The organism is Microbulbifer donghaiensis (assembly GCF_900129095.1).
Taxonomy (GTDB): Bacteria; Pseudomonadota; Gammaproteobacteria; order Pseudomonadales; family Cellvibrionaceae; genus Microbulbifer; species Microbulbifer donghaiensis.
In genome coordinates this window covers 900401-927292 of record NZ_FQVA01000001.1, presented here as the reverse complement: position 1 = coordinate 927292, position 26892 = coordinate 900401, and the positions used below count along the sequence as shown (strand labels likewise).

The following is a 26892-nucleotide window of genomic DNA, read 5'->3' as shown; positions in this document are numbered from 1 at the left end:
TTGCAACGAAGCCCTGCAGGAAAGCCCGGGAGCGGGCAAGTGTCAGTTGCTGTGCAGCGCCTCGTTCAGCTCGATGGCGCTCTTGTTGGTCAAACACTCCACCGCACCATTGGTGGAATTGCGGCGGAACAGTAGGTCCGGCTTGCCGGCCAGGTCTCGCGCCTTGACGTGCTCTACCAGCTTGCCGCCGTCGTCCAGCAGTGCGACCTTGGTGCCGGAAGTGATGTACAGGCCGGCCTCTACGGTGCAGCGGTCGCCCAGCGGGATGCCGATGCCGGCATTGGCGCCAAGCAGGCAGTTGTCGCCGACGGAGATGACGATGTTGCCACCGCCAGACAGGGTGCCCATGGTGGAGCAGCCGCCGCCCAGATCCGAGCCGGCACCGACAATGACGCCGGCGGAGATGCGGCCCTCGATCATGCCGGGCCCCTCGGTGCCGGCGTTAAAGTTGACGAAGCCCTCGTGCATGATGGTGGTGCCCTCGCCCAGATAGGCGCCCAGGCGCACCCGCGCGGTGTGGGCGATGCGCACGCCGGTGGGCACGACGTAATTGGTCATTTTCGGGAACTTGTCCACGCAGGCCACTTCCAGTTGTTCGCCCTTCAGGCGCGCCTCCAGCTGGCGCTGCGGCAGTTCCTCCAGGTCGATGGCGCCCTGGTTGGTCCAGGCGACGTTGGCCAGCTTGCCGAAAATGCCGTCGAGATTGGTCTGGTGCGGTTTCACCAGGCGATGGGACAGCAGGTGCAGCTTCAGGTAGGCCTCCGGTACCGACTGCGGCGCGTCGTCGCTGCCCAGCACCACGGCCACCAGGGGGCGCTGGCTGGTGGCGAACTGCCGCAGGATTTTCGCCTGTTCGTGCGCACCGGCGCCGGCAAGTTTGTCCGCCAGCGGCTGCAGTTGTACCGGATTCAGTGCGATGCTGTGGTTGCCGCCGTCGATTTTCAGGGTCTCGATAACAGCCGCGGCAATGTCCGCGCTCGGTTTCAGCAGCGGTTGCGGGTAATAGACTTCCAGCCACTCGCCCTTGCTGTTGCAGGTGCCGACACCGAATCCAATACTGTAAATTTCGCTCATTTGGTTTTTCTCCTAGCCAATTCTGGCTTTTCGTAACTGCTCAGGGCTGTTTTGAGGCGTTCGGGGTCTGCACCGTTACTTCACAAGTTCTGCGAACTCGGCTTCCTTGAATCCGAAGCGGGTCTCGCCGCCGGCAATCGTCACCGGTCGCTTGATTAGCGTGGGCGTGTCACTGGCGGTAGCCAGTGCGGTCTTGTCGTCCATCGTGTTTTTCTGCTCGTCCGCGAGCGCGCGCCAGCTGGTGGAGCGGCGGTTCAGTACTTCCTGCCAGCCGAAGCTGTTGATCCACTCCTCGAGCGGCACGGCTCCCATGCCGTCCTCGCGAAAGTCGTGGAAGCGGTAATCGACCCCGTTTTTTTCCAGCCACTTGCGGGCTTTCTTGACGGTGTCGCAGTTCTTGATGCCGTAGAGGACGATTGAGGGATTGGTCACAGTCAGGCCTTCTTGGTTTTTTTCGGGTTCTTGCGGTTCGGGTAGCAGGTGGTACAGATCTCGCACACGGTGCCGTCGCAGCCGCGCGCACTGCAGTACTCGCGGCCGTAGAAAATAATCTGCAGGTGCAGCTTGTTCCATTTGTCGCGCGGAAAGAGCCGCTTGAGGTCTTTCTCCGTCTGCGCCACGTTCTTGCCACTGGTGAGCCCCCAGCGCTGCGCCAGCCGGTGAATGTGGGTGTCGACGGGAAAGGCCGGGTGGCCGAAAGCCTGCGCCATGACCACGCTGGCAGTCTTGTGGCCGACACCGGGCAGTGTTTCCAGGGCGGCCATGTTTTCCGGCACCTTGCCGTGGTATTCATTCACCAGTATCTGCGACAGCTTGCTGACGGCTTTGGATTTTTGTGGCGACAGCCCGCAGGGGCGGATCACTTCCTTGATTTTTTCCACTGGCACCCTGGCCATGTCCCGCGGATTGTCCGCCAGTTGCCACAGTGCCGGAGTCACCTGGTTGACTCGCTCATCGGTGCACTGGGCGGACAGCAGTACCGCGACCAGCAGCGTGTAGGGATCTTTGTGATCCAGGGGTACCGGCGTCTCCGGGTAGAGTTCCTCCAGGCGTCGCAGGATGAATTCGACTCGTTCTTGTTTAAGTAGGTTTTTTACTGCCATGTGCGCTTTGCCGGTCTGCCGGCGCCTGCGTTGAAAATTACTGTCCGCGATCCTGAAGACACCACTGCCAGAAAACTATGGTTGCCGACAAAACTCCCTGATGCGCGCGGCGGCTTCGATACACTCTTCCAGTGTCGCCACCAGCGCCATGCGCACGTATTCGCGCCCCGGGTTGATGCCATCGGCCTCGCGGGCGAGGAATGCGCCCGGCAGTACGGTGATGTTCTGCTGCCGGTACAGTTCGCGTGCAAACTGCTCGCCATCTCCGACACGCGGCCACAGATAAAAGCTCGCCTGCGGTTGTTCCACGTCCAGGCAGCCGTCGAGAATTTCCAGCACCGCGGCAAATTTTTCGCGGTAAAGCGCGCGATTATGCCGCACGTGCTGCTCGTCCTGCCAGGCGGCGATGGACGCATACTGGGTCGGCAGCGGCATGGCGCAGCCGTGATAGGTGCGATACAGCAGGAATTTTTCCAGTATCTGCGCGTCGCCGGCGACAAAGCCGGAGCGCAGCCCGGGCAGGTTGGAGCGCTTGGACAGACTGTGGAAGACCACGCAGCGGCGGTAGTCTGTGCGACCCAGCTGCTCGCACACCTGCAGCAAGCCGATGGGTGGCTGGTCCTCGTCGAAGTAGAGCTCCGAATAGCACTCGTCGGAAGCGATGGTGAAATCGTAGCGGTCGGCCAGCTCGAGCAGCTCTTGCAGGTCCGCAGCATCGAGCAGGGCTCCGGTAGGGTTGCCGGGGGTGCAGATATAGAGCAGCTCGCAGTCGCGCCAGGCCTGTTCCGGCACCGAGGCGAAATCCGGCTTGAAACCGGTCGCGGCGCTGCAGTTGATAAAGTGCGGGCTGCCGCCGGCGAGCAGCGCGGCGCCCTCGTAAATCTGGTAGAAGGGATTCGGCATCAGTACCTTGGCGCCCGGCGAAACTACCGCCTGCGCGAAAGCGAACAGCGCCTCGCGGGTGCCGTTGACCGGCAGTACCTGTGTGTCCGCGCAGACGCTTGCGAGTTGAAAGCGCTGGCGCAGCCAGGCGGCAACGGCTTCGCGCAGGGGATCTATGCCCTTGGTGGCCGGGTAGGCGGCGAGCTTATCCAGGTTTTCGATCAGCTCGTCGCGCACGAATGTCGGCGGCGTGTGCTTGGGCTCGCCGATGGACAGGGCGATATGGGGTTTGTCTGCCGGAATCAGGTCTTTCTTTAATGCCGCCAGCTTGGTGAAAGGGTAGGGCTGCAGCTGATCCAGATATGGGTTCATAGGCTTTTTTTCTAGTTGGCTGTGCGACTGGCTATCGCTGCTGTTTTACCTGGTGGGCGTCGAGCTCGCGACAGATGGCTTCTTCCAGTTCGCGATTGGCGGCCTCATCGAGTAGCGGTCGCCCGGCGGCATCGGTGATGTGGAAGATATCCTCGACCCGTTCGCCGAGGGTGGAGATCTTGGCGTTGTACAGGCGCAGGTCGTGGGCGATAAAGATGCGCGCGATGCGCGCCAGCAGGCCGGGCCTGTCCGCGCTGGTGATCTCCAGCGTGCTGTATTGATCGCCGGGCTCGGTGGCCAGGTGAGCGCGGGTCTCCAATTCGAACATTTTTAGGCGCCGCGGCGTGCGCCGCTGGATGATCTTCGAGTAGTCCTCGACCAGCGCCAGTTCCCGCTGCAGTGTGTTGCGAATCTGTTCCAGCCGGTGCGGTTCGTCCAGCAGCGGCTGGCCCGACTCGTCCAGTACGTAAAAGGTATCCAGCGTGTAACCGGAGGCGGAGCTGTACAGGCGCGCGTCGTGGATGTTCAGGTTGAGCATGTCCAGGCCGGTGACCACCGCGGCAAAGACGTTGGCGCGGTCCGGTGTGTAGACGAACACCTCGGTGGCGCCGTCGTGCTCTCCGGGCCCGGAGTTGCGCGTCAACACCAGGGTGTCGTTCTGCTCGCCCTTGTCGCTGGCGCAGTGCAGCTGGTGAATCGCGGCGGTGTGCCAGGTGATATTGTCGGCGCTCTCGCGCACGAAGTAGTCCTCGCCCATCTGCGCCCAGATATTTTCCACCGAAGACATGGGCAGCCCCATGGCGCGCAGCATATTGCGCGCCTGGCTGCGGGTTTCCTCGATAATCTCTTCGCGGTCGATGGGATTTTCCAGTCCGCGGCGCAGGGCCCGCTGAGTGGACTGGTAGAGCTGGCGCATCAGGCTGGCGCGCCAGCTGTTCCACAGCTCGGGGTTGGTGGCGTTGATGTCGGCCACCGTGAGGGCGTAGAGGTAATCGAGGTGTTCGCGATCGCCCACTTCGCGGGCGAAGTCGTGGACCACCTCGGGATCGGTAATGTCCTGTTTCTGCGATACCTGGCTCATCAGCAGGTGCTTTTCCACCAGCCAGCACACCAGGCGCCGGTCGCGCCCGGACAGGTGGTGGCGGCGGCAGAAAGCGTCGGCGTCGACAACGCCGAGCTTGGAGTGGTCGCCGCCACGGCCTTTGGCGATATCGTGGTAGAGGCCGGCGATATACAGCAGTTCCGGCTTGCGCATGCGGGAGAGTATCTCCGCGGCGATCGGAAATTTCTGCCAGGCCTCGGGGCCGCGGAAGCTGCGCATATTGCGCACTACCTGCAGGGTGTGCGCGTCGACGGTGTAGATGTGGAACAGGTCGTGCTGCATCTGTCCGGTGACGCGGCCGAACTCCGGCAGGTAGCGTCCCAGAATGCCGTAGCGGGTCATGCGCGACAGCTGGGTGGAGAGGCCGCGGCGCGAGCGCAGCAGCTGCATAAACAGCTCCGCGTTGATCGGGTCTGCGCGGAAGCGGTCGTCGATCAGGTGGCGGTGTTCGCGGATCAGGCGGATGGTGGAGGCGCGGCCCCCCTCGATCTCCGGGTTTTCCGCCATCAGCACGAAGATCTCCAGCAGCGCTGACGGCCGTTCGGTGAAGACGCGGGTCTGGGTGACTTCGATGGTGTTGTCGCGCAACTGGAAGCGCTCGTTGATCGGCGTCACCGTCTGGCTGGTGCCGCGCTGCAGGATGGCCTCGTCGAGGAACTGCAGCAGCACGTCGTTCAGCTCGCGCAGAGCCATGACGATGCGGTAGTAGTTGTGCATGAACTGTTCGACGGCGAGCTGTGTGCCGCTGTCTACATAGCCGAACTGTTTCGCCAGTTCGCGCTGGTAGTCGAACAACAGCCGCTCTTCGGCGCGACCCGCCAGCAGGTGCAGGCCGTAGCGCACACGCCAGAGAAAATCCTCGCCGGACTGCAGGATGGCAAACTCCTCTTCGGTAAAGAAGCCCTTGCCCTGCAACTGCTTGAGTGTGCGTACCTGAAAGTAACGCTTGGCCACCCAGCCGATGGTCTGGATATCGCGCAGTCCGCCGGGCGCGTTTTTAATGTTCGGTTCGAGGATGTACTCGGCGGCTTGCTGCTTGTTGTGGCGCTCGCGCTGCTCGGCGTATTTGGCGGTGAAAAACTCCTCCGCCGGCCACAGCTTGTCCGGCGTCATCCGCTCCGCAAGGCGCTCGCGCAGTTCGTCGTCCCCGACGACGGTGCGGGACTCCATCAGGTTGGTGGCAACGGTAATGTCCTCGGCCGCCAGCTCCAGGCAGAGTTCGGTGGAGCGCACCGAATGGCCGATATCCAGGCCCAGGTCCCAGAGAAAGGCTACCAGGCGCTCGATGTTGTCGACGGTGTCCGGGGCCGAAGTGCCGTCGGTGAGGATCAGCAGGTCGATATCCGAGTGGGGGTGCAGTTCGCCGCGGCCATAGCCGCCCACGGCCAGCAGGCTGATACCCTCGGGCCAGTCATACTGGTGCCACGCGTAGTGCAACAGGCAGTCGACGAACAGGGCGCGCTCGTGCACCAGGGTGCGGACATCCTCGCCCTCGCGGAAGCGCTCGGTCATCTTCTGCTCGGCGCCACCAGCGGCGTCCTTGAAAATCTCCAGTGCCGGCTTGGCGCCCTCCGCCAGCGCTTTGCGGAAGCGGGCCTGGTCGAAGAAGAACAGGGGGCGTTGGAAATAGGGGATATTGGCCGGCTGCATTTTGTATCCGTTAGGAGTAGTGGTGCCTGTAAGTTAGCCCGAGGTGAGGGTGCCTGTAAGCCAAGCCGTGGCGGCCCCGCTTCCGGTGGCTGTTCGCCAGACACGCTGTGAATACTTCCCTGTACGCTCTCCACGGCCATCCATGGCCGTGACAAAACGGCAGGAGTGCCGTTTTGGACGCCGCAGGCGCCCGAAGGGCGAGGGCCAAGGATGGCCCGAGTCAGCGGTCTGGCGAACAGCCCCCGGAATCAGGACCTTCGCATCAGACGTCGATATTCTGTTAGAGTCCCGGGGCCAATCTCAAAAATTCTCTTCAGCACGCGCCGTCAGCACTTCCACGCCATTGCTGGTCACAGCCATGGTGTGCTCCCACTGCGCGGACAGGCGGCGGTCCTTGGTGATCGCGGTCCAGCCGTCGCCGAGCACGCGGGTGGCGGCCTTGCCGGCGTTGATCATCGGCTCGATGGTAAAGGTCATGCCCTCCTTGAGCACTTCGCCGGTGCCGGGCTTGCCGTAGTGCAGCACCTGCGGATCCTCGTGGAAGACGTCGCCGATGCCGTGGCCGCAGAAGTCGCGGACCACCGTGTAGTAGTTCTTCTCTGCGTGCTGCTGGATCACGTGGCCGATATCGCCGAGGGTGGTGCCGGGGCGCACAATCTCGATGGCCTTGTACAGGCACTCCTGGGTCACCCGCACCAGGCGCTCGGCGTGGGGTGTCGACTCGCCGACGAAGTACATCTTGCTGGTGTCGCCGAACCAGCCGTCCTTGATCACGGTGACGTCGATATTGATGATGTCGCCTTTCTTCAGCACCTTGCTCTCGGACGGGATGCCGTGGCACACCACCTCGTTGACCGACGTGCAGATGGATTTGGGGAAGCCGCGGTAGCCGAGACAGGCGGGAATGGCTTTCTGCACATTGACTATGTGGTCGTGGCAGCGCCGGTCCAGCTCCTCGGTGCTGACGCCGGGAACCACATATTCGCCTATCATTTCCAGTACTTCCGCGGCCAGGCGGCCTGCGATGCGCATCTTGGCGATCTGTTCCGGTGTCTTTATGGCTGAGGTCATGCGTGTCCCTAGTTTGTTGCTTGGAGGCGGGCGGCCCCGCGAAGGCGCGCTATTGTAGCGGATTGCTTGTCCGGGAGCATAATTCGCGGCGCCGGGCCGGGAGTGTCGTTGTTGCGGGAATTCATGGCGACGCAACAGGGGCGTCACAATCTCCCCGAGCACGTGGGATGTACTCTTCCAGCGCGGGGCTGATTATGGTATAAAGCGCGCCGCTTCGGGCTACTCCCGGAGTGTAACTAATGCCGCACACGCATCGGCACATGTGTCTGGGTGCCCCCCAGGGGGTTGATACATGGGATGTGTGGAGGACTAACCCGTAAAATTGAGGTTTTACTTATGCCGCAAGTCAGCATGCGCGATATGCTGCAGGCTGGTGTCCACTTTGGTCACCAGACCCGCTACTGGAACCCGAAGATGGGTCAATTCATCTTTGGCGCCCGCAACAAGATTCACATCATCAACCTGGAGCACACTGTACCGGCTTTCAACGAAGCCCTGCAGGTGATCAAGGGGATGGCCGCTCAGAAGAAGAAGATTCTGTTTGTTGGCACCAAGCGCGCCGCACAGAAATCCATCCAGGAGCAGGCCGAGCGCTGTGGCCAGCCTTACGTCAGCAACCGCTGGCTGGGCGGTATGCTCACCAACTACAAGACCATCCGCGCGTCCATCAAGCGCTTCCGTGACCTGGAGACTCAGTCTCAGGACGGTACCTTTGAAAAGCTGACCAAGAAAGAGGCGCTGATGCGCACTCGTACTATGGAGAAGCTGGAGCGCTCTATCGGTGGTATCAAGGATATGGGCGGTCTGCCCGACGCACTGTTCGTGATCGACGTAGAGCACGAGCGCATTGCGATCCAGGAAGCCAACAAGCTGGGTATTCCGGTAATCGGTGTGGTTGATACCAACAGCGATCCCGTTGGCGTTGACTACGTGATTCCCGGTAACGACGACGCAATCCGTGCGATCAAGCTGTACACCACCGCTGTAGCGGATGCCGTAGTTGCCGGTGCCGCTGAGGCTGGCGGTAGTGCGGCCAAGAACGAGTACGTCGAAGCGAGCGACGACGAAGCCGCTGCAGAGTAAGTTGCAGGGCGCAGTGGTGTAACACAGAGTCGTTACACTGCGAACTCGAAAAGGGGCCCCACAATCGGCCCCTTTTTTCTAATTTTTAAGTGACAGAATCCGAGGATTGAATCATGGCGATTACCGCGTCTATGGTAAAAGAACTGCGCGAGCGTACCGGCCTGCCGATGATGGAGTGCAAAAAGGCACTGACCGAGGCGGACGGCGATATCGAAAAAGCGATCGAAGACCTGCGCAAAGCCTCTGGCCTGAAAGCGGCCAAGAAAGCCGGCCGCACTGCCGCCGACGGCGTTGTGGCCGCCAAAGTTGCCGAAGACGGTAGCTACGGTGTGCTGGTTGAAGTCAACTCCGAGACCGACTTCGTAGCGCGCGACGACAACTTCCAGGCTTTTGTCGCCAAAGTGGTGGACAAGGCTTTCGCCGATCGCCAGCAGGACGTTGCCGCCCTGATGGAAGGTGAGCTTGAGTCCGCTCGCGAGGCGCTGGTACAGAAAATCGGCGAGAACATCGGCGTGCGTCGCGTACAGCTGGTGGAGGCGCCGGTAGTTGGTGCCTACGTACACTCCAACAACCGCATCGCTGCGCTGGTTGCCCTGAGCGCTGGCGAAGTGGAAATGGCCAAAGACGTGGCCATGCACGTTACCGCGGTTAACCCGCAGGTGAACAAGCCGGAAGATATGCCGGCAGACGTGCTGGAGAAGGAGAAGGAGATCATCAAGGCGCAGCCGGATATGGAAGGCAAGCCTGCCGAGATCGTTGAGAAGATGATGGGCGGCCGTATCAATAAGTTCCTGAAGGAAAACAGCCTGGTTGAGCAGCCGTTCGTCAAGAACCCGGATGTGACTATTGGCAAGCTGGTCAAGGACGGTGGTGCCGACGTGGTTTCCTTTGTTCGCTTTGAAGTGGGCGAAGGTATCGAGAAAGAAGAGGTGGATTTCGCTGCGGAAGTGGCCGCACAGGTTAAGTCCTCTTCTTAATCGCCTATAAATGGGTGTCTTCGGGCGCCCGTTCGCAGTGGGGTGCTTCCGGTGGGCTCTGCAAGGGCTGCACTGGGGCACCCCTCTGTGTAAATGACCGAAATTGTTGTAATGTTCGGCGGCAACATCTGCTTGCCCCAGAGGCGCACACCTGAGAGGACCCATAGATGCCCGGTGTCAAAGACCGTAAGTACAAGCGAATCCTGTTAAAGCTCAGCGGCGAGGAGCTGATGGGCGACCAGGGCTTTGGAATCAGCCCCAAAGTGCTGGATAAAATGGCGCTGGAGATAGGTCAGTTGGTGGGCATCGGTGTGCAGGTCGGCCTGGTCGTTGGCGGCGGCAACCTCTTTCGTGGCGCTGCGCTGAATGCCGCGGGCCTGGACCGCGTCACTGGTGACCATATGGGCATGCTCGCCACGGTAATGAACGCCCTGGCCCTGCGCGATGCGTTGGAGCGATCGAATATCTCCTCCCGGGTTATGTCCTCGATCCAGATGAGCGGTATCGTCGACCACTACGACCGCCGCGCTGCCATTCGCCACCTGGAGCGGGGTGAGGTGCTGATTTTTGCTGCGGGCACCGGCAACCCCTTCTTTACCACCGATTCCGCCGCCTGTCTGCGCGGGATCGAGATTGACGCAGAGCTGGTGCTGAAGGCCACCAAGGTGGATGGTGTCTACTCCGCGGATCCGGTGCTGGACCCGACGGCGACCCGCTACGACCAGCTGACCTACGACGAAGTCCTGGACAAGAAACTCGGGGTAATGGATCTAACCGCAATCTGCCTGTGCCGCGAACACAATATGCCCGTGCGGGTATTCCGCATGGATAAGGCCGGCGCGCTGCTCAATATCGTTGTGGGTGGCGAAGAGGGCACGCTAATTGAAGAGGAAGTGAAGCAGTGATCGAAGATATCAAGAAAGACGCTAAAACACGCATGGGCAAGGCCCTCGATGCGCTGGCAAGTAACTTCAATAAGATCCGTACCGGCCGCGCCCACCCGAGCATTCTCGATGGTGTCTACGTGTCCTACTACGGTTCCGACACACCGCTGTCGCAGGTGGCAAACATCACGGTAGAGGATGCGCGAACCCTGTCCGTGACACCGTGGGAAAAGAACCTGGTGCCGGACATTGAAAAAGCCATCATGAAGTCCGATCTGGGCCTGAACCCGAGTACCGCCGGGTCGGTAATCCGCATCCCGATGCCAATGCTGACGGAGGAAACCCGCAAGAACTTTATCCGTCAGGCCAAGAGCGAGGCGGAAACCGCGCGCGTATCCATCCGCAATATCCGTCGCGATGCGCTGGCAGAAGTGAAGGCGTTGTTAAAGGATAAGGAAATTTCCGAAGACGACGATCGCCGCGCGGGTGACGAAGTCCAGAAGATCACCGACCAGTTTGTTGGCGAAGTCGACAAGGCGCTGGCGGCCAAAGAAAAAGATCTGATGGAAATCTAATGAGTGCCGGTGGTACCCAATTGAGCGCTTCCGGTCCGCGCCATATTGCCATCATTATGGATGGCAATGGGCGCTGGGCAGCCCGCCGCGGCTTGCCCCCCTCCGCCGGCCACAAGGCCGGCGTCGAGCGCATTCGCGACCTGCTTTCAGCTTGCAGGGACCGCGGTGTCGAGGCGCTCACTCTGTTCGCCTTTTCCAGTGAAAACTGGCAGCGTCCGCCCAAGGAGGTGGAGCTGTTGATGAGCCTGTTCCACTCCTATCTGCGCAAAGAGGCCCGGCGTATGCGGGAAGAGGGCGTGCGCCTGCGGGTTGTCGGGAGGCGCGATCGCTTTTCTCCGCGCCTGCAGCGGGCAATTGCCGAGGCGGAAGACATAACCCGGGGTGGCGAGCACGGCGATCTGGTCATCGCGGCCGATTACGGCGGCCAGTGGGATATCGCTCAGGCGGCGCGGCTGCTGGCCGAAGAGGTTGCCGCCGGCAAGCGCTCGCCGGAGTCCATCGACGAGCAGGCGCTCGGTGAATACGTTCAGCTGGCGGATCTGCCGCCGGTTGACCTGCTGATTCGCTCCAGCGGAGAGCAGCGCATCAGCAACTTTATCCTGTGGCAGGCGGCCTACAGCGAGTTCTATTTTACGGATACGCTCTGGCCCGATTTTGACGAGGCTGCGCTCGACGCAGCGATAGCGGCCTATCGCGACAGGGATCGCCGTTTCGGCGGCCGCAGTGGCGACGGAATCGCGGCGCAGGCCTGACGCCTGTGCACTACCGGTCGCGCAGCCAGTCATCGGCGTGCGGCAACGGAAAAATTTTCGGGGACAACAATATCTTGTACCCTAGATCCGCCCCCAAAGAGGCCGGACGGGGCGCAAGAGTCAGATAAAAAGGGTTTTACGGTGCTAAAACAAAGAATAATTACTGCGCTGGTATTGGTGGCTCTGTTTCTCGGGGCTCTATTTCTGCTTCCGATCCAATGGTTCTCCCTGGTCACCGTAGCGGTCATTCTGCTCGGCGGCTGGGAGTGGGCGAATCTGTCCAATCTCAACCGCGCCCTGCGCTTCGTATTTCTGGCTGCTCTCGGCGCAGCGCTGATAGGCACTGCGCAATACGTCTTCGCAATGGATTTCGCCGCTCCGGATACCGACCGCGCGCGCCAGATTCTGGCGGTGGCCTGTGGCTGGTGGGCGCTGGCATTCCTGTGGGTGCAGAGCTATCCGGCCAGCGCCATGCTGTGGGGCAACCGCTGGGCGCGGGGGTTGATCGGCCTGGTGGTGCTGGTCCCGGCCTGGCTGTCGATGGTGATACTGCGCGGCCAGGAGCACGGTGCCTGGCTGGTATTGTTCGTGGTCGCCGTAGTGGTGGCGGCCGATGTCGGTGCTTATTTCGTCGGTCGCAGGTTCGGCAAGCACAAGCTGGCGCGTGAAGTGAGTCCGGGCAAGTCCTGGGAGGGCTTCTTCGGCGGGCTCGTGGCCTGCCTGATTCTGGCACTGGGCGTATCCATGCTGCTCGGCTTGCCGCTCAAGAACACCCTGCTGTTCTCCTTCGGTATCCTGGTCACCGCACTGGCATCGGTTATCGGCGATCTGGTGGAGAGCATGTTCAAGCGCCACCGCGGCATCAAGGACAGCAGCCAGATTCTGCCGGGGCACGGCGGCATCCTGGATCGCCTGGACAGCCTTTCCGCGGCGCTGCCGGTATTTACCATGGCCGCGCTAGCGAGCGAGCTGCCGAAGTACCTGTAAGAATCGACTATCGAGCAATACCCGTAACAGAGGGTCGACCGAGACAAAGGCCCGAAAGGTGTAACACGAGCCTATGCAATCCACGCAACAGCAATCCGTCACCGTTCTCGGTTCTACCGGATCCATTGGCGTCAGCACCCTGGATGTGCTGGCGCGACATCCGCAGCGCTATTCCATTTTTGCTCTGACCGCGCGCGAGCGCATCGCCGAGCTGGCCCAGCAGTGCCGCCGCTTCGCGCCGCGCTATGCCGTGGTGGCGAGCGAGCAGGGGGCTGCAGAGTTGCAGGAACTGCTCGCCGGCGAAGATTTACCCACTGAGGTTCTCTGGGGCGTCGACGGGCTCTGCCGGGTGGCATCTGACGCACAGGTGGATACGGTGATGGCCGCAATCGTCGGCGCTGCTGGGTTGCGCCCGACGCTGGCTGCCGTGGAGGCGGGCAAAAAGGTATTGCTCGCCAACAAGGAAGCGCTGGTGATGGCTGGCCCGGTTTTCCTGCGCGCTCTGGCAGGTAGTGGTGCGCAATTGTTGCCCATCGACAGCGAGCACAACGCGATTTTCCAGTGCCTGCCGCAGCCCTTTAAGGATCTCGAGAGTGCCGGGGTGGAGAAAATCCTGCTGACCGGATCCGGCGGTCCTTTCCGCACTCGTGTGGTTGGTGAATTGCACCGGGTCACTCCCGATGAGGCCTGCGCCCACCCAAACTGGTCGATGGGGCGCAAGATTTCGGTGGATTCCGCCACCATGATGAACAAGGGGCTGGAATTTATAGAGGCCTGCCTGCTGTTCAATGCTCGGCCGGAGCAGATTGACGTGGTGGTGCATCCGCAGAGCATTGTGCACTCAATGGTGCAGTACCAGGACGGCTCGCTGCTGGCGCAGATGGGCAATCCGGACATGCGCACGCCGATCGCACACGCGCTGGCCTTCCCGGAGCGTATCGACAGCGGTGTGGCGGCGCTGGACCTGATCGCCCAGGGGCGGTTGGACTTCGAGGCGCCGGATATGCAGCGCTTTCCCTGTCTGCGCCTGGCCCGGGAGGCGATGGATGCCGGCGGCAGTGCGCCGACAGTGTTGAATGCCGCCAACGAAGTGGCGGTGGAGGCCTTCTTACAGGGGCGGCTGGCGTTTACTAGTATTGCGGCAGTCATCGAACGGGTCATGAATAGCGCGCAAGCGATTGAACTGACCGGACTGGATGCAGTCGAAACTGCGGATCGCGATGCGCGACAGCTGGCACAGCGGGTGCTGGGCGCACTTTAGCGCCACAGCGTCGTACAATGGCTGGCTATCGCGCAACGGCAAGAATTTGTAGGCGAGTATGGATTTTGTACAAACAGTAATCTGGGCTCTGGTCGCTCTCGGTATCCTGGTGTCCTTCCATGAGTTCGGCCACTTCCTGGTCGCACGCCTGTGCGGGGTCAAGGTGCTGCGCTTCTCGGTGGGGTTCGGCCGCCGCCTGCTGTCCCGCTACGATCGCCACGGTACCGAGTTCACCATCTCCGCGATCCCTCTCGGCGGCTACGTGAAGATGCTGGATGAGCGCGAGGGCTCGGTACCACAGGATCAGCTGGACCAGGCCTTCAATCGCAAGAGCGTCTGGGCGCGCATCGCCATCGCCGCAGCGGGGCCGATAGCCAACTTTCTGCTGGCGATAGTGCTCTTCTGGGGCGTGTTTATGGGCGGCACCGCGGGACCGGTACCGATCGTACAGTCAGTGGAGCCGGGCAGTATCGCCGCCCGCGCCGGTCTGGAACCGGGGCAGGAAATTATCGCCATCGACGGTGAGGAGACACCGACCTGGCAGGCCCTCAACTGGCGTCTGGCCAATCGACTCGGCGACACCGGGGCGATGGAGTTTTCCGTGCGCTACCCGGATTCGGATCTCGAATACCACATGGTGGCGGATATCGATCGCTGGCTCGCGGGGCAGGAAGTGCCAGACCCCCTCACGGAAGTGGGACTCGAGCTGTGGACGCCCTCCATTACCATGACGCTGTCCCAGGTGACTCCGGACAGCGCGGCGGACCGGGCTGGCCTGCGAGCAGGGGACGAAATCATCGCCACCGATGGCCGCGAATTCGACGGCTGGGACAGCTGGACTGAGTATGTGCGCGCCCGCGCCGGCGAGGAGCTGCGGGTGGAAGTCGAGCGCGACGGTGAGCGATTGCTGCTGCCGGTGACGCCGGAGGAGGTCGCTCTCGATAGTGGCGAGCGTATAGGTCGGATCGGTGTCTTGCCGGTGGTCGAGACCTGGCCGGAAGAGCGAGTGCGTACTTACCATTACGGCGTGGTCGGGGCCCTGTCCAAAGGGCTGCAGGAGACCTGGGACAAGACCGTATTTACCCTCAACAGCCTGAAGAAACTGGTGTTCGGCCAGCTCTCTACCAAGAACTTGAGCGGCCCAATCACCATTGCTAAAGTGGCCGGCACTTCGGCAGAGGCCGGCTGGCAGTCGTTCCTGTCGCTGCTGGCGCTGCTCAGCATCAGTCTCGGCGTGCTCAATCTGCTGCCGATTCCGGTGCTCGATGGAGGTCATCTCCTCTACTACGGTATTGAGGCGGTCAAAGGTTCGCCCGTTTCGGAGAGGGTGCAGATGATCGGCCTGCAGGTCGGCATGGCCCTGGTGCTGGGTATTATGGGGCTGGCGCTGTACAACGACATCTTGCGGTTGTAGGTGCGCCCCCGGTATTTAATGCTTCTCTGTCGCTTCCGGCAGGGAGTGGCCCTTGGGGCCGGGAGAGAGAGCTGATTGCACTGTCTCTCCACCATTGGAATTGCGAATAAAAACTCGGAATTAGTAGATGAAAGATTTCCTGAAAGCGGCCTCCCTCGGCCTGGCTCTGCCGATTAGTGCCGTGGCGCAGTCGTTTGTGGTCAACGATATCCGCGTGGAAGGGCTACAGCGGGTTTCCGCTGGCACCGTGTTCGCGGCACTGCCTGTGCGCGTGGGTGACCAGATCGAGAGTCTTGAGATCCAGGGTGCGACCCGGGCCCTGTTCCGCACCGGCTATTTTCAGGATATTCAGATTGGCCGCGAGAACGGCGTTCTGGTAATTACCGTACGTGAGCGCCCGGCGATTTCCAAAATTGAAATCACCGGTAACAAGGCCATCAAGACCGAAGACCTGCTGAAAGGGATGGAGGAGAACGGCCTCGCCGAGGGTCAGATCTTCAAGCGCGCAACTCTCGAAGGGCTGGCCCAGGAACTGCAGCGTCAGTATGTGGCGCAGGGCCGCTATGGCGCCAGCGTCAAGACCGAAGTCAAGGAACTGCCGCGCAACCAGGTAGAGCTGAAGGTGGTGGTTGATGAGGGTTCTGTCGCGGCGATCAAACATATCAATATCGTCGGCAACAAGGCTTTCTCCGATGAGGAACTGGCCGACATCTTCGAACTGCAGACGACCGGCTGGTTGTCCTGGCTTCGCAGCGACGACAAATACTCCCGCGAGAAACTGACCGGCGACCTGGAGCGTCTCGAGTCCTATTACCTCGACCGCGGCTACCTGGAGTTCAAGATTGACTCCACTCAGGTGTCACTGAGCCCGGACAAGCAGAGTGTGTTCATCACCGTGAACGTGACCGAAGGTGACGTCTACACGGTGAGCGAAGTGGATCTGGCGGGTGACCCGGTGGTGTCGGAGGAGGAAATCAGACGCCTGCTGCTGGTGCGGGAAGGCCAGACTTTCTCCCAGGTGCTGATGACCACCACCTCGGATTACATTACCAAGCGCCTCGGCAACGAGGGCTATACCTTTGCCGAAGTCAACGGCATGCCGGAACCGAACGAGGAAGATAAGACGGTAAAGGTCACTTTCTTTATCGATCCGGGCAAGCGCGCCTATGTGCGCCGTATCAATTTCCGCGGCAATACCCGTACCTCTGACGAAGTGCTGCGCCGCGAGATGCGCCAGATGGAGGCGGCTTCTGCGTCCTCCGCGCGCATCGAACAGTCCAAGGTACGCCTGGAGCGCCTCGGCTACTTTAAAGGGGTTGAGGTAGAAACCACCGAAGTGCCGGGTACCTCTGACCAGATCGACGTCGAGTACACCGTCGAGGAACAGCCCTCCGGGACCATCGGCGGTACCGTCGGTTACGCCCAGGGCAGCGGCCTGGTGCTCGGCGCGAATGTGCAGGAGAACAACTGGCTGGGCACCGGCAAGTCCGTCGGTTTCGCGGTAAATACCTCCAAGTACCAGACGGTGGCCAATTTCTCTTACACCGATCCCTATTTCACGCCGGACGGTGTCAGCCGCGGTTTCAGTATTTTTTACCAGGCCCGCGACTACTCCGAGATTAACGTCGCCAGCTACACCACCGACACCTACGGCGCGAGCCTGAGCTTTGGCTATCCGATTTCTGAAATTTCGCGCGTGGGCGTGAATATCGGTTACAGCAATCTTTCCATTGAAACCGGCGATTTCGCGGTGCAGGAAATCAAGGCCAGCCCGGTGCCGATTGAGGGGCTTGATGCAGTGATCACCCCGGCGGACTCGGAGCTGGTGGCCGAAGCGCTTGAGGCGGGCGAGGCGCTGGACCTGAGCATGCCGCTGGATCCCGCTTTGCTCAACACCAATTTCGACGGCTTTATCGATCAGAATGGCGATAACTTTAATATTTTCAGTGTGACGGGCTCCTACGCGCGCTCGACGCTGAACCGCGGTATTCTCGCCACTCGCGGTACTTCCCAGCGGCTGTCACTGGAATTCGCGCTGCCCGGCGGCGACCTCGAGTACTACAAGCTCATCTATACCGGGCAGTACTTCCGTCCGCTGACCAGGGACCTCACACTGCGCCTGCGCACCCGACTCGGTTATGGTGACAGTTACGGCGATACCAGTGTTCTGCCGTTCTTCGAGAATTTCTACGCTGGTGGTTTCGGCTCGGTGCGCGGCTTCGAACGCAACACCCTGGGCCCCCGCTCGACGCCGGCGGAGTTTTACCAAACCCTGGGCTGCGCCACTAATGGCGAGTCTATTACCGAAAATTGCTATAACTTCAATTCGGCGACCGGGCAGCTGGCCACCAATACCTTCGACAATGACCCGGATCCGTTCGGCGGTAATATCCTGGTGGAGGGCAGTGCGGAAATTATTTTCCCGATTCCCTTCGTGAAAGATCAGCGCTCTATGCAGTCTGCCTTCTTTATCGATGCGGGTAACGTGTTTGACACCAGTTGTGGCATTTCGCAGATCAACTGCTACGATGTCGACCTGAAGCACATCAACGTTTCTGCTGGTGTCGGCCTTACCTGGATCACCGGCTTCGGCCCGCTGACCTTCAGCCTGGCCAAGGCACTGGAGAAAAATGATGACGATGAAGTGGAAGTGTTCCAGTTCTCACTGGGTAACAGCTTCTAAGACCGGCCCGGAAAACACTGAGGGTAGTGTGAAGGCCGTGAAGTAAAAATAATGCAAAATGGAGAATCCGACGTGCTTAAAAATGTAAAAATCATCGCAGTTCTGCTCGCTGGAATTATGTTGTCGGGCGCCGCTGTGGCGCAGACCAAGGTTGCGGTGCTGAACCTGCAGGCTGCCATCATGAGCACAGAGGCCGCCAAGTCCAAAGTCAATGCGCTGAAAACCAGCTCCGAGTACTCCAAGCTGCAAAGCAGTGCCGAGTCCATTCGCGCCGAAGTGCAGAAAATGGCCGAAGACGCGCAGAAAAATGGTGTTACCTGGTCCGATGAGCAGAAGGCCGAGCATCAGCGCAAAATGAACTTCAAGCGCTCTGACTTTGAAACTGCGGTGAAGAAACTGCGTTCCATGGAGGCGCAGGTGGGTCAGGAAATCCAGAAGACCATGGCGCCCAAGGCCAAGGCCGCACTGGAGGCAATGATCGAAGAGCAGAAGTTGGATCTGGTACTGGATTCAACCGCTGCCTACTATGTCAGCCCTAACGCTGATCTGACTGCTGCGCTGATCAAGCGTATGAACGCTGCCAAATAAATCGCACACAGCTTTTCCCAATGACAGACAAGCCGACACTCGCCCGACTCGCCCAACAGCTGGGTGCAGAGCTTCGGCTGGCGCCCGGAGCCGATGCTGAACAGCCGGTCACCGGGCTCAGTACGCTGGAAAGTGCCGATTCCGGCCAGGTGTCATTCCTGGCCAGTGCCAACTACCGCCGATTCCTGGCCGATACCCGCGCCTGTGGGGTGCTCGTCAGCGAGGATCTCGCCGATGAGTGCCCGGTGTCAGCGCTGGTGGTTGCCAATCCCTACCATGCCTTTGCCTGCGCCACCGCAATATTTGATGCGGCTCCGCGCCCAGCTCCTGGAGTTCATCCGGCCGCGACGGTGCATCCGGATGCCGAAGTAGATCCTTCCGCGAGCATCGCTGCAGGCGCCGTTATCGAGGCCTTTGCGCGCATCGGCGCCGGGGCCCAAGTCGGCGCCAATTGCGTGGTGGGAGAGGGCAGTGAGATTGGTGCCGGTACACGCTTGTATCCCGGTGCTATCGTGTACCACGGGTGTGCCGTTGGGCGCGATTGCATCATTCACAGCCAGGCGGTGATCGGTGCCGACGGATTCGGGTTTGCCCCCTATCAGCGGCAGTGGGTAAAGATCCACCAGCTTGGTGGTGTCGAGATTGGTGATGAGGTGGAAATCGGGGCCTGTTCCTGTATTGATCGGGGCGCGCTCGGCAATACCGTGATAGGTCGCGGGGTCAAGATCGACAATCAGGTGCAAATCGCGCACAATGTCCGAATTGGTGACTACTCAGCCATGGCAGCCTGTTCGGCTGTAGCTGGCAGCGCCGTTATCGGTAAACACTGCACGCTGGCCGGTGGTGTCGGCGTGGTAGGGCACGTCACCGTGGCCGATGGTACGCACATCACCGCGCGAACGCTGGTGACTAAATCCATCGACAGCGCCGGGTCCTACTCCAGTGGCACGCCCTTCTCCGAAAGCCGCAGCTGGCGTCGCAATGCGGTGCGTTACGGACAGTTGGACCAGATGGCGCGCCGCCTGAAGGAATTGGAGAGGCGGCTGGAAGACCTGCCGCACCGCGACGGTACAGAAGATTAAGTTAGCCGACATTGAGTCGATCAAATTGGGTTTGTTGATTTCGGGGCGTTTCACGCCCCGAAGTGGTTTCTGGGGACTTTTCGAATGATGGACGTACGCGAAATTCGTCAATATCTGCCGCACCGTTATCCGTTCTTGCTGGTGGACAGGGTTATAGAATTAGAGGAAGGGAAATACATCAAGGGCTATAAGAATATCTCTGTCAACGAGGAAGTATTCAACGGCCATTTTCCTGAGGTGCCGATTTTCCCTGGCGTTATGATTGTGGAAGCTTTGGCGCAGGTTTCCGGGATTCTCGGATTCAAGACCCTCGGCCAGAAGCCGGAGGACGGTTTCCTGTACCTGTTTGGCGGAATCGATAACGTGCGCTTCAAGCGTCAGGTGATTCCCGGCGATCGGCTGGACCTGGAGTCACAGGTGGTTTCTGAGCGTCGTGGCATCTGGAAGTTTTCCTGCAAGGCGAGTGTCGACGGCGAGCTGGCGACCTCTGCTGACGTGCTCTGTGCTGTGAAGAAGGTTTGATCAGGCGTCGCGTCGCTGGCAGGAATACGGATGCGATAGTACTGTGACCAATTCGGTTCCTTTATTTTCGATACGCGTTTAAAGTAGCCGGAATTTCCGGCATCCGAGGAGTAGGGCGCAGAATGCAGACGAATATCCACCCCACCGCCATTGTTGACGAATCGGCAACGATAGGTTCCGGGGTGAGTATCGGTCCCTATTCGGTCGTGGGGGCGGGGGTTGAGATTGGCGACGGCTGTGAAATCGCCTCTCATGTGGTTCTGAGCGGACCTACCAGGCTCGGTAAAAACAACCGCATCTATCAGTTTGCTTCTGTCGGCCAGGATACGCCGGATAAAAAATACCAGGGTGAAGACACCACCCTGGTTGTCGGTGACAACAATGTGATTCGCGAGGGAGTCACCATCCACCGCGGTACCGTTCAGGACCGGGGCGAGACCACCATCGGCAACGACAACCTGATCATGGCCTACGCCCATGTGGGGCATGACAGTGTCATTTGCAACAACACTATCCTCGTTAACAATGTCGCTTTGGCCGGGCATGTGATTGTGTGCGATTGGGCCATCCTCAGCGGTTTTAGCCTGGTGCACCAGTACTGCACTATTGGCGAGCACGCCTTTACGGGTATGGGGGCGGCAATTGGCAAGGACGTACCCGCCTATGTGATGGTGGCTGGCAGTCCCGCCGAGGCCAAAACCATCAACGCCGAAGGCCTGCGCCGCCGCGGCTTCTCGCGCGATGAGATCGCGCTGATCAACAAGGCCTATAAAATTGTTTATCGTCGCGGGCTCACCATGCAGGAAGCTCTGGAGGCGCTGACAGAGCTTCGGGAGCAGTCGGCAGTGGTGCAGCCCTGGATCGATTCCCTTAAATCCTCCACGCGCGGTATTGTCCGCTAGCCTGGCAAACCATTCGGATCGCTCGCTATCGGGTGGCATCAGTCACCGCGAGTGATTCTTGTGCCTGCGGTCGAGATTGATCGCAGTGGGCGGCAGTTCCGGCAAAAAAAGAGAGTTTCGCGGAGTGGCAGTTAACGAAAAGCCATTACGGATTGGTGTGGTCGCCGGCGAGGCCTCCGGCGATATACTGGGTGCCGGCCTGATCGCTGCATTGCAGAAGCGCTTTCCGCAGTTGCAGGTTGAAGGTATCGCTGGCCCCAGAATGCTGGCGCTCGGCGCACATTCCCTGTTTCCCATGGAGCGCCTGTCGGTGATGGGGCTGGTGGAGCCGCTTAAACGGTTGCCGGAATTGCTGAAAATCCGCCGCACCCTGCGCCAGCACTTTATCGACAATCCGCCCGATCTGTTTATCGGCATCGATTCCCCCGATTTCAACCTCTCTCTCGAAAAGTCCCTCAAGGTGGCCGGGATTGCGACGATGCACTATGTCAGTCCGTCGGTGTGGGCCTGGCGTCGCGGCCGCATAAAGAAGATCGCCGGGGCGGTCGACCACATGCTGACGCTGCTGCCGTTCGAAGCGAGCTTTTATCGCGAGCACAATGTGCCGGTGACGTTTGTCGGACATCCGCTGGCGGACGAAATTCCGCTGCAGGTGGATATGACAGAGGCGCGTCGCGAGCTGGGTTTTGCGCAAGACGATCGCGTTGTTGCGCTGTTGCCCGGTAGTCGCGGCGGTGAGGTGCGATTGCTGGGGCCGCTGTTTTTGCAGGCTGCACGCTGGTGTCACCAGCGGCGCCCGGAACTCAAATTTGTATTGCCGGCGGCCAACGAGTTGCGGCTCGCCGAGTTGCAGGACCAGCTCGAGAGTTTTGCGGACGTACCGGTAACGTTGCTGGAGGGCAATTCCCATTTGGCCCTGTCTGCCGCCGATAATGTGCTGATCGCCTCTGGTACCGCCACCCTGGAAACCATGCTGCTGAAAAAGCCGATGGTGGTTGCCTACAAGATGGCGAGGCTCTCTTACGCGATATTTTCCCGTATGCTGCACACACCTTGGGTATCGCTGCCCAATCTGCTGGCGCAGCGAGAACTGGTGCCGGAGATTTTGCAGGACGATGCGACGCCGGAAAATCTCGGCGCCGCACTGCTGCAGTATTTTGATGACCCGCTGCTGAGCGACCGGCTGCAGCGCGAGTTCGATGCAATGCATCAACAGTTGCGCCGCAACGCTTCGGAGCGCGCCGCGGATGCCGTTTGTAAATTGATTGAAAGACGATGAGTGCAAATAGAGAGCTGCCGCCCTACGTTTGTCCCTACCGGGGAGAGCTGTTGGCCGGCGTCGACGAGGTGGGGCGAGGGCCGCTGGCCGGTGATGTCGTCGCCGCTACAGTGATTCTGGACCCGGCGCGGCCGATCGAGGGCCTGGCGGATTCGAAAAAATTGAGCGAGAAAAAGCGCGAGCTGCTGTTCGACCTGATCCGGGAACGCGCGCTCAGTTTCGCCGTCGCGCGCGCGACCGTGGCGGAAATCGACCAGCTGAATATTCTGCATGCCAGCCTGTTGGCCATGCGCCGCGCGGTGGAGCAATTGCCTATTCAGCCGGAGTTCGTGTTGGTGGACGGCAATAAGAAACCGGATTGGCACTACCCCTGCGATACGGTGGTGAAGGGCGACGGCCGGGTGGCTGCCATCGCGGCCGCATCAATCCTGGCCAAGGTTACGCGCGACCGGGAAATGGTTGTATTGGATCAACAGTATCCGGGCTATGGACTGGCCGGGCATAAGGGCTACCCGACCAAGGCGCATCTGCAGGCGCTGGAGCAGCTTGGTCCCAGCCCGAGTCATCGGCAGAGCTTTGCGCCGGTGAAGCAGTTTTCGATGGAATTTCTTTAATATAAATACGCTAGACAAAAAAACGGCGCTTTGATAAGCGCCGTTTTTCGCGATGGGCAGTGCTAGAGATACTTACAGTTCGCCCATTTCCCGCAGGTCGTCCTGTGTCAACTCGATGGCTTTGCGCAGGGCAGACACGACGAAGTCCACTTCCTCTTTTGTCATGGTCAGTGCAGGTGACATGATATTGAGGTTAATCAGCGGGCGGACAATCAAGCCCAGGGAATCGGCGTGCAGGGAGACGCGCTTGCCGATATCGAATTCATCCGGGAAGATCTCCTTGCTCTCCTTGTTCTTCACAAACTCCACACACTGCATAAAGTGGGAGCCGCGCACGTCGCCGACGATGTCCAGATCTTTTAGGGTATTCAGTTGTTTCTGGAAGTAGGGGCCGATTTCAAGCACGTGTTCCAACAGGTTTTCACGCTCGATGATCTCGATGTTCTTCAGGGCTACCGCCGCTGCTACCGGGTGAGCCGTGTAGGTAGAGCCGACGATAGTGAAGCGACCCTCTTCACTGGCCAGGACATCATAGATGCGATCAGAGAAGATACAGGCACCCATGGGGATGTAGCCGGAGGTCAGGCCCTTAGCCGCGGTAATGATGTCAGGCACGATGCCAAAGCGATCTTCGGAGGCGAAGAAGTGACCGAGGCGACCGAAGGCCGTCACCACTTCGTCAGAGATGTAGAGAATGTCGTACTTGTGGCAGAGGTCGATAATGCCCTTGTGGTAGCCCTCGGGGGGCACAAAGCAGCCGCCGCCGCCGTATACGGGCTCGGCGTAGTGACAGGCGATATTGTCGGCACCCACTTCCAGGATCTTGTCTTCAAATTCTTGCAGCAGTTCGGCCTTGAACTCTTCCGGCGTCTTGCCGGCGCCCTCGCGGTAGCTGTTAGGGGCGGAGACGAAGTGCACCATGTCGGTGAGGAAGTTGAAGTATTCGGGCTTCTCGTTGGCCTTGCCGCAGAAACTCTGGGTCAGGAAGGTGGAGCCGTGGAAGGCCTTGTTGCGGGATAGCACCTGAGTTTTGTTGAAGTTGTCGCGGCAGCGGTGGTAGGCAACCGCCAGACGGTAGGCGTCATCGGTGGCGGTAGAGCCACTCACAGTAAACAGGGTGTGGTTGAGGTCGCCGGGAGTCAGCTCAGCCAGTTTCTTCGCCAGGGCCACACCGCTCGGGTGAGTCATATCCACGAAGGGGTTGATGTAGCTGGCTTTCATGGTTTCTTCGTACATCACCCTGGCAATTTCTTCGCGGCTGGCCCCCACGTTGGTACACCACATGCCGCCCACGGCGTCGAAGTATTTGTTGCCATTGGTATCCCACAGGTAGCAACCGTCGGCCTTGAAGAAGGGCAGGGCACCCTCGCCCTCTTCGCGCATCAGATCGATCAGCTGGAAGGGATGATGGAAATGGCGTTTGTCATCGGCCACGATCTGGGCCGTATCAAATTGGGAAACGTCTACTTTTTCAGACATAGCAATCACCAATATTTCTAGCGTTTTAAGCTAAAAGTTATGTTTAAGGCTTGCCTGGCTTTTGATGCCTGAGCGGATCTCAGGCTGCAGTGTCTTCAGGAGGGATGGCGACATCTGGCCGCACGGATGGGATTTTAACTGCTTTCGCGCACAGAAGGTAGAACAACGTCAGGCCGGCCCAACACGACCAGGGCGCAACTGCAGGCGCCGGGGCAGCTCGGCCCCAGCCCGGTCCACCGGCAGAGCTTTGCGCCGGTGAAGCAGTTGTCGATGGGCTGGCGTAATTTGGAGGGGCGCCGGCTGGCTATCGGCGCTTAGGATTTTCTGCCCGAGTTCATTTTCTTGACCCGCGCCTGAGTGATCATCTTGTCCGAGACCTCCTCGATTTCCACCAGGTAATTCAGTATGTAAAAACTGATATTACCGTCTGGAATACTCTCGAGATGCTCCATCGCCAGGCCGTTGAAGGTTTTCGGGCCATCGGTGGGTAGCTCCCAGTGCAGCGTGCGGTTGATGTCGCGAATGGAGGTGCCGCCCTCGATCAGGTACCAGCCATCGCCGGCAGCGACGATTTCCTCATCTTCGCTGGGCACCGGGCTGGCGGTGAAGTCGCCGACAATCTCCTCCAGAAGATCCTCCAGGGTCACGATACCCATGACCTCGCCGTATTCGTCGACGACCAGCCCCATGCGGCGCTTCTTTTTCTGGAAGTTCATCAGCAGCGTGGGCAGGGGGGTCGCCTCGGGCACGAAGTAGGGTTCATCCGTGTAGGACTTGAGGCGCTCCGCGCTGAACTCCTCCGGGCCGTCGCGCAGTATCTGCGCCGCGCGGCGCAGGTGCAGAATGCCCACTACCTGGTTGATGTCGCCCTTAAAGACCGGCAGGCGGGTGTAGCTGCTTTCTGCCAGTTGTTGCAGGATCTTGTCGCCGCTGTGCTCGAGATCCACGCCGACGACTTCGTTGCGCGGGATCATGATGTCTTCCACGGTGGCCTGGTCCAGGTCGAGTACGTTCAGCAGCATGCCTTTGTGCTTGCTCGGCAGCAGGGCGCCGGACTCGAACACGACGGTCCGCAATTCCTCGGGTGCCAGGTGCTCGGCATCGGTGCCGGCTGTCGCTTCAACGCCAACCAGGCGTGCCAGGCCATTGGAAATACTGCTGACCAGCCACACCACCGGTGCCAGCAACCACAGTAGCGGACGCAGTACCAGGGAGGCGGGAAAGGCAATCTTTTCCGGGTGCAGGGCGGCTATGGTCTTCGGTGTCACCTCGGCAAAGATCAGGATCACGATGGTCAATACCGCGGTGGCATAGAAGACGCCCGCATCGCCGTAGAGCTGGGTAAACACCACGCCGGCTATCACCGATGCGAGAATATTGACCAGATTGTTGCCAATCAGGATAACGCCGATCAGCTTGTCCGGGCGGGACAGCAACTCCATCGCCCGCCGGGCGCCGCGGTGGCCGCTCTTGGCCTGGTGGCGCAGGCGATAGCGATTCAGCGCCATCATGCTGGTTTCGGAGCTGGAGAAGAAGGCGGAAATGACAATTAGCAGAGCCAGCAGGCTGAACAGCAGGCCGAGCGGTATCTCGTTCAAGGGAGAACTCTTTTTATTACCAAGCGGGGATATTGAAACAGAATTCCCGCCGCCGCAAGTTTACCCGCTGTTGCGGCGGGCAATTGTCTCAGGAGCGCTGGAGAATGACTTCCAGAACCAGTTTACTGCCGAAGTACGCCAGCATCAGTGCGGCAAAGGCGGCCAGGGTCCAGCGCACGGCAGTATTGCCTCGCCAGCCCAGCTTCCAGTGGCCCCAGAGCAGGATGCTGTAGAGCACCCAGGCAATCAGCGACAGGGTGCTCTTGTGCACCAGATGCTGCGCGAAGAGGTTGTCAACAAACAGAAACCCGGTCACCAGTGAGGCGGTAAGCAGCAGCTGGCCAAAGGCAATCAGCCCGAACAGCAGTGATTCCATGCTCTGCAGCGGTGGCAGGAAGCGGCTGATACCCCCCGGACGGTGATTGTGTAGCTGCTGGTTCAGGTAATGGAGATAGATCGCCTGCAACGTGGCCAGGGCCAGCATGGAGTAAGCGGTGATCGACAGCAGTGCGTGCACGGCGATGCCTGCTGACAGCTGCTCATGCGGCGGTACGCCGCGCCAGGAGTGCACTGCTGCGAGCTCGGTGAGCGCGCCAATCGGTGCCAGGATCAGTATCAGCAGTGTGAGCGGGCGTCCGGCGGCCAGGATCAGCAGCAGGAGGTTGACCACCCAGGCGATCAGCGACAGCATCGCCAGCAAATCGAAGCGGTAGCCCGCCGGCGCCACCAGTGTGTGGGCCAGGGAAATGGCGTGGGCCAGCAGTGCGCCGCCGAGCAGTCCCAGCAGTAAGAAGTTGTTGGGCTGGCGCTTGTGGGCAAAGGTGAGGGCGGCCACAGCGGTGGTGGCCAGGTAGAGTGCGATTGCCGTCCAATGGGCGAATGCCGCCATCGATAAATCCGTGTCTACATTACGATAGGGCGGCAGTGTGTCACAGCGCGCCTGTACTGGAAAGGCTTG

General features: G+C 60.2%; 24 protein-coding genes. 15 read left to right on the top strand and 9 right to left on the bottom strand.

The window, feature by feature from the left end; translation table 11 throughout:
* Window positions 1-42 precede the first annotated feature (42 nt).
* From dapD to map, 6 genes are all read right to left on the bottom strand, one after another.
* The gene (gene dapD, locus BUC36_RS03930; RefSeq protein ID WP_073271719.1) at window positions 43-1074 is read right to left on the bottom strand and encodes a 2,3,4,5-tetrahydropyridine-2,6-dicarboxylate N-succinyltransferase; all 1032 of its coding nucleotides are present in this window, start codon (window positions 1072-1074) and stop codon (window positions 43-45) included.
* A gap of 75 nt (window positions 1075-1149) precedes the next feature.
* Window positions 1150-1506, bottom strand: a complete 357-nt coding sequence (locus BUC36_RS03925; protein ID WP_073271716.1) for an ArsC family reductase — start codon at window positions 1504-1506, stop codon at window positions 1150-1152.
* Window positions 1507-1508: 2 nt separating this feature from the next.
* The gene (gene nth / locus BUC36_RS03920; RefSeq protein WP_073271712.1) at window positions 1509-2177 is read right to left on the bottom strand and encodes an endonuclease III; all 669 of its coding nucleotides are present in this window, start codon (window positions 2175-2177) and stop codon (window positions 1509-1511) included.
* Between the two features lie 75 nt (window positions 2178-2252).
* Entirely contained in the window at window positions 2253-3431 is a 1179-nt protein-coding gene (gene dapC, locus BUC36_RS03915; RefSeq protein ID WP_073271709.1) for a succinyldiaminopimelate transaminase, read from the bottom strand.
* A gap of 31 nt (window positions 3432-3462) precedes the next feature.
* On the bottom strand, window positions 3463-6183 hold the full coding sequence (locus tag BUC36_RS03910; RefSeq protein ID WP_073271706.1) for a [protein-PII] uridylyltransferase: 2721 nt from the start codon (window positions 6181-6183) through the stop codon (window positions 3463-3465).
* A gap of 300 nt (window positions 6184-6483) precedes the next feature.
* Window positions 6484-7254 (bottom strand): type I methionyl aminopeptidase, encoded by a 771-nt coding sequence (map, locus tag BUC36_RS03905; RefSeq protein ID WP_073271703.1) that lies wholly within the window; start codon window positions 7252-7254, stop codon window positions 6484-6486.
* A gap of 336 nt (window positions 7255-7590) precedes the next feature.
* On the opposite strand from map, the gene rpsB reads away from it, so the two are divergent.
* From rpsB to rnhB, 15 genes are all read left to right on the top strand, one after another.
* Window positions 7591-8337, top strand: a complete 747-nt coding sequence (rpsB, locus tag BUC36_RS03900) for a 30S ribosomal protein S2 (protein WP_073271699.1) — start codon at window positions 7591-7593, stop codon at window positions 8335-8337.
* Window positions 8338-8450: 113 nt separating this feature from the next.
* Window positions 8451-9314, top strand: coding sequence for a translation elongation factor Ts (gene tsf / locus BUC36_RS03895; RefSeq protein WP_073271696.1), 864 nt, complete (start codon window positions 8451-8453; stop codon window positions 9312-9314).
* Window positions 9315-9481: 167 nt separating this feature from the next.
* Complete coding sequence (gene pyrH, locus BUC36_RS03890; RefSeq protein WP_073271693.1) at window positions 9482-10219, top strand: UMP kinase; 738 nt, start codon at window positions 9482-9484, stop codon at window positions 10217-10219.
* Window positions 10216-10773, top strand: a complete 558-nt coding sequence (gene frr / locus BUC36_RS03885; RefSeq protein ID WP_073271688.1) for a ribosome recycling factor — start codon at window positions 10216-10218, stop codon at window positions 10771-10773. The genes pyrH and frr overlap by 4 nt, the downstream gene beginning before the upstream one ends.
* Window positions 10773-11525, top strand: coding sequence for a polyprenyl diphosphate synthase (gene uppS, locus BUC36_RS03880; RefSeq protein WP_073271685.1), 753 nt, complete (start codon window positions 10773-10775; stop codon window positions 11523-11525). Before frr ends, uppS begins: the two co-directional genes overlap by 1 nt.
* Before the next feature lie 141 nt (window positions 11526-11666).
* Entirely contained in the window at window positions 11667-12512 is an 846-nt protein-coding gene (locus tag BUC36_RS03875) for a phosphatidate cytidylyltransferase (protein ID WP_073271682.1), read from the top strand.
* A 73-nt stretch (window positions 12513-12585) separates the two neighbouring features.
* A complete protein-coding gene (gene ispC / locus BUC36_RS03870; protein ID WP_073271678.1) occupies window positions 12586-13773 on the top strand; it encodes a 1-deoxy-D-xylulose-5-phosphate reductoisomerase in 1188 nt (395 codons plus the stop codon).
* 58 nt (window positions 13774-13831) lie between these two features.
* Window positions 13832-15187 carry an RIP metalloprotease RseP gene (gene rseP, locus BUC36_RS03865; protein WP_073271675.1) on the top strand — a complete coding sequence of 452 codons (1356 nt, stop codon included), beginning with the start codon at window positions 13832-13834 and terminating at the stop codon, window positions 15185-15187.
* A 127-nt stretch (window positions 15188-15314) separates the two neighbouring features.
* On the top strand, window positions 15315-17870 hold the full coding sequence (bamA, locus tag BUC36_RS03860) for an outer membrane protein assembly factor BamA (RefSeq protein WP_073271672.1): 2556 nt from the start codon (window positions 15315-15317) through the stop codon (window positions 17868-17870).
* Window positions 17871-17921: 51 nt separating this feature from the next.
* Window positions 17922-18458, top strand: a complete 537-nt coding sequence (locus BUC36_RS03855) for an OmpH/Skp family outer membrane protein (RefSeq protein WP_073271670.1) — start codon at window positions 17922-17924, stop codon at window positions 18456-18458.
* Window positions 18459-18478: 20 nt separating this feature from the next.
* Window positions 18479-19540 (top strand): UDP-3-O-(3-hydroxymyristoyl)glucosamine N-acyltransferase, encoded by a 1062-nt coding sequence (gene lpxD / locus BUC36_RS03850; protein ID WP_073271667.1) that lies wholly within the window; start codon window positions 18479-18481, stop codon window positions 19538-19540.
* An 84-nt stretch (window positions 19541-19624) separates the two neighbouring features.
* Window positions 19625-20062 carry a 3-hydroxyacyl-ACP dehydratase FabZ gene (gene fabZ / locus BUC36_RS03845; RefSeq protein WP_073271661.1) on the top strand — a complete coding sequence of 146 codons (438 nt, stop codon included), beginning with the start codon at window positions 19625-19627 and terminating at the stop codon, window positions 20060-20062.
* Between the two features lie 122 nt (window positions 20063-20184).
* A complete protein-coding gene (lpxA, locus tag BUC36_RS03840) occupies window positions 20185-20964 on the top strand; it encodes an acyl-ACP--UDP-N-acetylglucosamine O-acyltransferase (RefSeq protein WP_073271658.1) in 780 nt (259 codons plus the stop codon).
* A gap of 124 nt (window positions 20965-21088) precedes the next feature.
* Window positions 21089-22243: a lipid-A-disaccharide synthase gene (gene lpxB / locus BUC36_RS03835; RefSeq protein WP_073274535.1), complete on the top strand. Its 1155-nt coding sequence runs from the start codon at window positions 21089-21091 to the stop codon at window positions 22241-22243.
* Window positions 22240-22857, top strand: coding sequence for a ribonuclease HII (rnhB, locus tag BUC36_RS03830; protein ID WP_073271655.1), 618 nt, complete (start codon window positions 22240-22242; stop codon window positions 22855-22857). The genes lpxB and rnhB overlap by 4 nt, the downstream gene beginning before the upstream one ends.
* A gap of 72 nt (window positions 22858-22929) precedes the next feature.
* Here rnhB and BUC36_RS03825 read toward each other — a convergent pair whose 3' ends face one another.
* From BUC36_RS03825 to BUC36_RS03815, 3 genes are all read right to left on the bottom strand, one after another.
* Complete coding sequence (locus BUC36_RS03825; protein ID WP_073271652.1) at window positions 22930-24336, bottom strand: aminotransferase class III-fold pyridoxal phosphate-dependent enzyme; 1407 nt, start codon at window positions 24334-24336, stop codon at window positions 22930-22932.
* A gap of 314 nt (window positions 24337-24650) precedes the next feature.
* On the bottom strand, window positions 24651-25934 hold the full coding sequence (locus BUC36_RS03820) for an HlyC/CorC family transporter (protein ID WP_073271649.1): 1284 nt from the start codon (window positions 25932-25934) through the stop codon (window positions 24651-24653).
* An 88-nt stretch (window positions 25935-26022) separates the two neighbouring features.
* Window positions 26023-26823 (bottom strand): cytochrome C assembly family protein, encoded by an 801-nt coding sequence (locus BUC36_RS03815; protein WP_073271646.1) that lies wholly within the window; start codon window positions 26821-26823, stop codon window positions 26023-26025.
* Between the last annotated feature and the right edge of the window lie 69 nt (window positions 26824-26892).

Excerpts from the sequence above, each read along its gene's own strand:
- dapD (WP_073271719.1), bottom strand. The coding sequence starts at position 1,074 with ATGAGCGAAATTTACAGTATTGGATTCGGTGTCGGCACCTGCAACAGC.
- nth (WP_073271712.1), bottom strand. The coding sequence starts at position 2,177 with ATGGCAGTAAAAAACCTACTTAAACAAGAACGAGTCGAATTCATCCTG.
- dapC (WP_073271709.1), bottom strand. The coding sequence starts at position 3,431 with ATGAACCCATATCTGGATCAGCTGCAGCCCTACCCTTTCACCAAGCTG.
- BUC36_RS03910 (WP_073271706.1), bottom strand. The coding sequence starts at position 6,183 with ATGCAGCCGGCCAATATCCCCTATTTCCAACGCCCCCTGTTCTTCTTC.
- map (WP_073271703.1), bottom strand. The coding sequence starts at position 7,254 with ATGACCTCAGCCATAAAGACACCGGAACAGATCGCCAAGATGCGCATC.
- rpsB (WP_073271699.1), top strand. The coding sequence starts at position 7,591 with ATGCCGCAAGTCAGCATGCGCGATATGCTGCAGGCTGGTGTCCACTTT.
- tsf (WP_073271696.1), top strand. The coding sequence starts at position 8,451 with ATGGCGATTACCGCGTCTATGGTAAAAGAACTGCGCGAGCGTACCGGC.
- pyrH (WP_073271693.1), top strand. The coding sequence starts at position 9,482 with ATGCCCGGTGTCAAAGACCGTAAGTACAAGCGAATCCTGTTAAAGCTC.
- uppS (WP_073271685.1), top strand. The coding sequence starts at position 10,773 with ATGAGTGCCGGTGGTACCCAATTGAGCGCTTCCGGTCCGCGCCATATT.
- ispC (WP_073271678.1), top strand. The coding sequence starts at position 12,586 with ATGCAATCCACGCAACAGCAATCCGTCACCGTTCTCGGTTCTACCGGA.
- rseP (WP_073271675.1), top strand. The coding sequence starts at position 13,832 with ATGGATTTTGTACAAACAGTAATCTGGGCTCTGGTCGCTCTCGGTATC.
- bamA (WP_073271672.1), top strand. The coding sequence starts at position 15,315 with ATGAAAGATTTCCTGAAAGCGGCCTCCCTCGGCCTGGCTCTGCCGATT.
- BUC36_RS03855 (WP_073271670.1), top strand. The coding sequence starts at position 17,922 with ATGCAAAATGGAGAATCCGACGTGCTTAAAAATGTAAAAATCATCGCA.
- lpxD (WP_073271667.1), top strand. The coding sequence starts at position 18,479 with ATGACAGACAAGCCGACACTCGCCCGACTCGCCCAACAGCTGGGTGCA.
- fabZ (WP_073271661.1), top strand. The coding sequence starts at position 19,625 with ATGATGGACGTACGCGAAATTCGTCAATATCTGCCGCACCGTTATCCG.
- lpxA (WP_073271658.1), top strand. The coding sequence starts at position 20,185 with ATGCAGACGAATATCCACCCCACCGCCATTGTTGACGAATCGGCAACG.
- rnhB (WP_073271655.1), top strand. The coding sequence starts at position 22,240 with ATGAGTGCAAATAGAGAGCTGCCGCCCTACGTTTGTCCCTACCGGGGA.
- BUC36_RS03825 (WP_073271652.1), bottom strand. The coding sequence starts at position 24,336 with ATGTCTGAAAAAGTAGACGTTTCCCAATTTGATACGGCCCAGATCGTG.
- BUC36_RS03815 (WP_073271646.1), bottom strand. The coding sequence starts at position 26,823 with ATGGCGGCATTCGCCCATTGGACGGCAATCGCACTCTACCTGGCCACC.